The sequence below is a fragment of the Actinocrinis sp. genome, assembly GCF_035650855.1.
Taxonomy (GTDB): domain Bacteria; phylum Actinomycetota; class Actinomycetes; order Streptomycetales; family Catenulisporaceae; genus Actinocrinis.
Genome location: NZ_DASRGV010000284.1, coordinates 1 through 7128, shown reverse-complemented (window position 1 = coordinate 7128; position 7128 = coordinate 1). Strand labels below are relative to the sequence as shown.

Annotated in this window: 5 protein-coding genes; 3 read left to right on the top strand and 2 right to left on the bottom strand. The window is 69.5% G+C overall.

Features of this window, described 5'->3' with window-relative positions:
* The first annotated feature begins 68 nt into the window (after positions 1 to 68).
* Together VFB40_RS20345 and VFB40_RS20340 are read left to right on the top strand one after the other, a co-directional pair.
* Positions 69 to 1703 carry an alkaline phosphatase family protein gene (locus tag VFB40_RS20345; RefSeq protein ID WP_324853027.1) on the top strand — a complete coding sequence of 545 codons (1635 nt, stop codon included), beginning with the start codon at positions 69 to 71 and terminating at the stop codon, positions 1701 to 1703.
* Between the two features lie 41 nt (positions 1704 to 1744).
* Positions 1745 to 2953: a glycosyltransferase gene (locus VFB40_RS20340; RefSeq protein ID WP_324853025.1), complete on the top strand. Its 1209-nt coding sequence runs from the start codon at positions 1745 to 1747 to the stop codon at positions 2951 to 2953.
* Between the two features lie 31 nt (positions 2954 to 2984).
* On the opposite strand, the gene VFB40_RS20335 is transcribed toward VFB40_RS20340, so the two are convergent.
* Complete coding sequence (locus tag VFB40_RS20335; protein ID WP_324853023.1) at positions 2985 to 4598, bottom strand: FAD-binding oxidoreductase; 1614 nt, start codon at positions 4596 to 4598, stop codon at positions 2985 to 2987.
* Between the two features lie 170 nt (positions 4599 to 4768).
* Positions 4769 to 5779 carry a helix-turn-helix transcriptional regulator gene (locus tag VFB40_RS20330; RefSeq protein WP_324853021.1) on the bottom strand — a complete coding sequence of 337 codons (1011 nt, stop codon included), beginning with the start codon at positions 5777 to 5779 and terminating at the stop codon, positions 4769 to 4771.
* Positions 5780 to 5925: 146 nt separating this feature from the next.
* On the opposite strand from VFB40_RS20330, the gene VFB40_RS20325 reads away from it, so the two are divergent.
* Positions 5926 to 7128, top strand: a 1203-nt coding sequence (locus VFB40_RS20325; protein ID WP_324853019.1) for an MFS transporter, incomplete at its 3' end; no start/stop codon positions are given.

Below are 7128 nucleotides of genomic sequence, written 5' to 3'. Positions count from 1 at the left end.
CTGTGAGGAGGCCGCGCCGCCGCGGACACCGGAAACCGACGCGTACCCACCGCCCCGGAGGAGATCCCGTGCCCCTGCCCACCACACCGAACCGGCTCAGGACCGCGCTCGCGGCCCTCGCCCCGATCGCCGCGCTGCTCGCCCCGCTGACCGCGAGCGCCCCCGCGCACGCCGCCGCCGGACTGCCGAAGCCGGACCACCTCGTCGTCGTGATCGAGGAGAACCACTCCTACTCCGACGTCATCGGCAGCTCGTCAGCCCCCTACATCAACGCACTCGCGGCGCAGGGCGCCAACTTCACCCAGTCCTTCGCGATCACCCACCCGAGCGAGCCGAACTACCTGGCGCTGTTCGCCGGCAGCACCGAGGGCCTCTCCTCGGACAGCTGCCCGCACACCTACTCCACGGCGAACCTCGGCAGCGAGCTGATCGCCGCCGGGCTCACCTTCACCGGCTACTCCGAGTCGATGCCGTCCGACGGCTACACCGGCTGCACGTCCGGCGAGTACGCGCGCAAGCACAACCCGTGGTCCAACTTCACCAACGTGCCGAGCGCGGACAACCGCACCTTCGCGGCCTTCCCGACCGACTACAGCACGCTGCCCGCGGTCTCCATCGTCGTGCCAAACCTGCTCGACGACATGCACGACGGCACGGTCGCGCAGGGCGACACCTGGCTGCAGAACAACATCGACGGCTACGCGCAATGGGCCAAGACCCACAACAGCGACCTGATCGTCACCTGGGACGAGGACGACAACAGCAGCAACAACCAGATCCCGACGATCGCGGTCGGCGCGCACGTGAAGCCCGGCACGTACGGCGAGACGATCAACCACTACAACGTGCTGCGCACCATCGAGGACTTCTACAACCTCGGCTACGCCGGCTCCAGCTCCTCCGCGACACCCATCACTGACGCGTTCACCGCCGGTTCGACGCAGAACACGGTGACCGTGACCAACCCCGGCAGCCAGTCGGGGACCGTGGGTACCGCACTCAGCCTTCAGGTTCAGGCCGCAGACTCCGCCTCCGGCCAAACGCTGACCTACAGCGCCTCAGGCCTACCAGCCGGCCTGTCGATCAACTCCGCCACCGGCCTGATCTCCGGCACCCCCGCCGCGGCGGGCAGCTCCTCGGTGACCGTCTCGGCGAAGGACGGCACGGGCGCCACCGGCTCGGCGTCGTTCACGTGGACAATCAGCACCTCATCCGGCGGTGGCGGCTGTACAGCGGCGCAGCTGCTGGGCAACCCCGGATTCGAGACCGGATCGGCATCCCCGTGGTCCGCGTCCTCCGGCGTCGTGAGCAACAGCTCCTCCGAGCCCCCGCACAGCGGCACCTATGACGCGTGGATGGACGGATACGGCAGCACCCACACCGACACCCTCTCGCAGGCCGTCACCGTGCCCAACGGCTGCTCGACCTACAACTTCGCCTTCTACCTGCACATCGACACGGCTGAGACCAGCACGACCACCGCTTACGACAAGCTGAGCGTGCAGGTGCTCTCCTCCTCCGGCAGCGTGTTGGCGACCCTGGCCACCTACTCCAACCTCGACCACAACACCGGCTACACCCAGCACAGCTTCAACCTGTCCGCCTACGCCGGACAGAGCATCACCCTCAAATTCACCGGCACCGAGGACAGCTCCCAGCAGACCTCTTTCGTGGCCGACGACACGTCCCTCAACGTCAGCTGACCCCTGACGCCGAGCGCGGCCCGGTCTGCCAGGCTTAGGCCGTGACTGCGCTCGTCTTCGCCGGTGTGGCCCTGTTGTCCCTGGCCATCTGGCTCTATCTGCTGCTCGCGCACGGCAGGTACTGGCTCGCCGACCAGTACCTGCCCGCGCGAGCGAACGCACTCGGCGCGCAGGACCGTGCCTGGCCGGATGTCGTGGCGATCGTGCCGGCCCGCGACGAAGCCGACATGCTGCCGCTGACCCTGCCCACGCTGCTCGGGCAGGACTATCCGGGCAAGCTCACGGTCGTACTCGTCGACGACGCGAGCAGCGACGGAACCTCCGAAGTGGCCGAGAAGCTCTCCGCCGCGCACCCCGGCCGCGCACTGCACATCGTGCACAGCGGCGGTCCTCCGCCCGGCTGGGCAGGCAAGGTGGCGGCGATGAGACGCGGCTTCGAGGCCTCAGAAGCGTCCGCGCCGAGCGCACCGCAATACGTGCTGTTCACAGATGCCGATATTGCGCACCCGGCCGACGGCGTCTGGCGTTTGGTGGCTTTCGGCGAAGCACGCGAACTCGACCTGGTGTCGCTGATGGCCCGCCTGCGTACCGAGACCGCGGCTGAGCGCGCCATCGTGCCCGCGTTCGTCTACAGCTTCGCGCAGCTTTACCCATTCGCCCGCGTGAACCGCCCGAATAGCCGCACGGCGGCGGCCGCCGGCGGATGCATGCTCGTGCGCCGCAATGCACTGATCCAGGCGGGAGGGCTCGAGCAGATCGCAGGCGCCCGGATCGACGACGTCGCCTTGGGAACGCTGCTGAAGCGGCGCGGCGGGCGCGGCCGCACCTGGCTCGGGCTGACCGCCGACGTCCACAGCGTCAGGCCATATCCCCGGTTCTCAGACCTTTGGGACATGATCGCCCGCAGCGCATACACGCAACTGCGTTACTCGCCATACCTGCTCGCCGGTACGTTGCTCGGCCTTCTGATCATGTACGCCGTTCCGCCTGTCGTCGGCCTCGCCTTCCTGGGGATCGCACTGGCCGGTGGGGGCACGCCAGCAGCCGTCACCGCCGGCGCTGCCCTCGCGGCGTGGGCGCTGCTCTCGCTGAGTTACCTGCCAACGCTGCGCCTTTACCGACTACGCGGCTGGCGCGCGCCCTTGCTGCCTGCGGTCATGATGCTCTATGGCGCGATGACCTTCGACTCGGCGCGGCGCTATCACCGCGGCAGCGGCGGAAGGTGGAAAGGCAGAGTGGAGGAGAGCTAAGGGCGTCAAGGGCTGCGAAGGTCGGCTGCGGTTAGCCGGCGCCGATGCCCTGCGGCAGGTTGAAGACGTGTCCGGGGTCGTACTTCTCCCTGACCTGAACCAGCCTCGCGTAGTTCGCGCCGTAGTACGCCTGCTGCCAGTTGGCCAGCTCCGGATCGAGATAGTTCTGGTACGCCTGGCCGCTCGCGTAAGGCGTCATCGTCTGGTGAAAACCGCGCAGCCAGTTCTGCTGCGTGCCGGTCTGCGCGGTTGTCGCGCCGTCGCTCCACGTCGTAGTGAACTGGCCGACGAACAATCCGTCACGATGCACGAACGCGGTGGCGTCCGGCGCGACCCGGTTCACCGCTCCGCCGAGTGCGTCGAACGCCACGCCGCCCTGGCCGCCGCCGCCGAACTGTTGCCGCTGCTCGACCGCCGCGATGATCGCCGAGATCGCGGACGGCGAAAGCGCGCGGGTGAAGATGTGCGACTTGGCGAACTCCGACTCCCGCTGCAGGGTGCCGGCCGGGTTCTGCCACGGCAGATGGCACTGGGCCGTGCTCAGCTGCGAGCAGCCGGCCTCGATCATCATGGCGTGCGCGTGGGAGCTCACGAACGGCGAGCCGTGCGGGGTCGAGCCCACCTGGTCGACCAGTCGGCTGATCTGCTCCTGCGCGCCGCTGAGCGAACCCAGGTAGGTTCCCCCGACCTGGATCGTCGGCGTATCGCCGGCGCCATCGGGACTGCTGAGCGCGTGCAGGTTCGACCACAGCTCGTCCGGGGCGTTCGGGGCCCACGACTGCCAGGCGGCGATGACCTTCGATGCCTGAGACCAGGGCCAGTTCAGGAAGAACAGCACCATCTGCTGCGTCGGATGCGTCGCGAACGTGAACGCGGTCGCCACCCCGAAATTGCCGCCACCGCCGCCTCGGCAGGCCCAGAACAGGTCAGCGTTCTGGTCGGCGTCGCACTCCCGGACCGTCCCGTCCGGCGTCACCATCTGCACCGACCGCAGGTTGTCGCTCAAAGTGCCGTACGCCCGCGTGACCACACCGATGCCGCCGCCGAGCGTGAGACCCGCGACGCCGACCGTCGGGCACGAGCCGCCGGGAACGGTGACGCCGTGTGCGTCGAGGCCTGCGTAAAGATCGACCAGACGCGTTCCGGCGCCGATGCGTGCGGTACCAGAGCCGACCTGCGTGACCGTGTTCATGCGCGTCACGTCGATGACCAGCCCCTGACCGCTTGAATAGCCCGCATAGCTGTGGCCACCGGAACGCGGCGTTACCGCCACGGCGAAGCGGCGAACGAAGGCAAGGCATTCGGCCACGTCGGCGGGGTTCTCGCAGAACGCGATCCCGGCCGGCCGCAGCCCGTCGAAGCGCGGATCGAACAGTAGCCGCGCGGTGCCGTAGTCAGAATCACCCGGTCGGACCAGTTGGCCGGCCAACCCCCGGCCGAGCGCGGACCAGTCGGCGGCCGAGGCGGAGGCGCGCGGCGACGCGGCAGCGCTCGCGCCCGCCGACCCGGACGCGCCGGCGCTGGCCGTGGGCGCGGCGCTCGACTGCGCATGGCCGGTACTCGAACCGCAGGCCGCAACCCCACCGCCGACCACGCCACCGGCCGCCAATCCCGCCGCGGCGCGCACGAATCCACGTCGATCCATCGCAGCAGCATGGCACCTCGCGGCACCTTGGCGGTCATTTCCCGGCGAACGACTCATGCGGCCCTCCTGAGGCGCCAGAGCTCGAAGTCAGTGCTCAGCGCGGGCTCGCCGCGCGGCTGCACTGCCTATAACCGGAGACTCGGCCAGGGGGTAGCAGGTTGTGTCCGCTATTACGCGGGAGCAGGTTCCGTGCCGCGCGAGGCTGCGTAACCACCCGCGGCGCGGCCATATCTCTCGGCCAGGACGCGCAGATGCCGGGCCAGGTCGGGAGCCTCATCGAGATCGAACTCGAAGTCCCGGCCGAGCGCGCCCAGCCACACGGCCAGCATCTCCACGTCGTTGTTGCCCAGCACTACGGCGCAGGTCTCCTCGTCGACCGCTTCTACCGGGCCGAGTGACGGCGGCAGCCGCTCCGCGATGAACTCGGCCGAAGCGTGCACGGTGATCCTCACCCGGAAACGCCACGAGGCGGTCGAGACGCCGCGCGCGACATAGCCGGCCAGATCCTTGTCGGGCAGCTCGCGAGGAGCGAAACGCGGTCCGGTCGGCACCTTCGGCTCGACCCGGTCCACCCGGTACGTGCGCCACGCGCCGCGCTGCACGTCCCAAGCCACCAGGTACCAGCGCCGACCCCAGTTGACCAGGCGGTACGGCTCGACGTCGCGGCGGCTCGCGGTCCCATCGTGCGAGTGGTAGTCGAAACGCAGCCGCTCCCGGTCCCGGCAGGCGGCGGTGATCGCGGTCAGCACCTCGGCGGACACCCGCGAGCCCTTGCGGTCCGGGGGCGGCGGGACCGCGACCGTGTAGCTCTGCAGCGTATTGATACGGCGCCGCAGCCGATCCGGCAGCACCTGCTCCAACTTCGCCAGCGCGCGCAGCGCCGATTCCTCGATTCCGGCCACCGAGCCGACGGTCGCGGTGCGCAGCCCGACCGCGACGGCGACCGCCTCCTCGTCGTCGAGCAGGAGCGGCGGCAGGTTCGCTCCGGCCGCGAGCCGGTACCCCCCGACGGCACCCCGCGTGGCGTGCACCGGATAGCCGAGATCGCGCAGCCTGCCGACGTCGTTGCGCACCGTGCGCGTGGTCACGTTGAGGCGATCGGCCAGCTCAGTGCCGGTCCACTCGCGCGGGGTCTGCAAGAGCGACAGGAGGCGCAGCAGTCGCGCCGAGGTCTCCAACATGCTGCTTATTCTGCCTTCATATTAGGAAGCAAGTGTTCCTGATTGCGCGCCAAGCTGGGGGCATGGAAAACACAGCGAATCCCGATCCGATCAAGAGTGCGTCGAAGAACAGCCCATCCGCCGGACGAGTGACAACGGAGGCCGTGATGACAGCCACTTCCGAGGCGACCGGCGCCACGGCGCCGACCCACCGCTGGCTCGGTTTCTTCGCGGTGCTGACCGCGCTCATCATGAACCTGCTGGACTCCACGATCGTCAACGTCGCGGCGCCCTCGATCCGCCGCGACCTGGGCGCCTCCTACTCGGACATCCAGTGGATCGCCGCCGGGTACACCCTCGCCCTCGCGGTCGGCCTGATGACCGGCGGTCGGCTCGGCGACCTGTTCGGCCGCCGCACGATGCTGATGATCGGCGTCGTGGGCTTCGCGCTCTCCTCGCTGGGCTGCGCCCTCACCCCGGACCCGCAGCTGCTCATCGCGGCGCGCGTCGTGCAGGGCCTGTTCGGCGCGGTGATGATCCCACAGGGTTTCGGACTGATCCGGGACCTGTTCCCGCCGCAGGAGCTCGGCAAGGCGTTCGGCGCGCTCGGCCCGGTGATCGGCCTGTCCACCATCCTGGGCCCGGTCGTGGCCGGCACGCTGATCGACGCGAACCTGTTCGGCACCGGCTGGCGGATGGTCTTCGGCATCAACCTTCCGCTGGCGCTCTTCGCCCTGCTGGCCGGCCTGAAGGCGCTGCCGCGCGGCGCGCGTTCCGGCCGGACCGTCCGGCTCGACGGGACCGGCGCGCTGCTCGCCGGGGTCGCGATGTTCCTGCTGGTCTACCCGCTGGTGCAGGGTCGCGAGCTCGGCTGGCCGTCCTGGCTGGCCGGGGTCGGCGCGGGCGCGATCGCGGTCTTCGCCCTCTTCGCCGCGCACCAGCGCCGGCGTACCCGCCGCGGCGCGAACACGCTGGTCGAGTTCAGCGTCCTGACCAAGCGCTCCTACGCCGGCGGCACGATGTTCGTCCTCTTCTTCTTCGGCGCGATCGTCGGCTTCTCCCTGGTGACCGGACTGCTGCTGCAGCTCGGCCTCGGCTACAGCCCGGTGCGCGCGGCGCTGGCCATGGTCTGGTGGGCGGTCGGCGCGTTCTTCGGCTCGGGCTTCGGCGCCACGATGATGCACAAGCTCGGCCGCCACATCATCCACCTGGGCCTGGCGATCATGGCGGTCAGCCTGATCGGCCTGTACCTGGTGTTCGTGCACTCGCACACCGGCCTGAGCGGCTGGAGCCTGGCTCCGGTGCTCGGCGGCTACGGCTTCGGCATGGGCATGATCTTCGTCCCGCTCTTCGACATCATCATGGGCGAG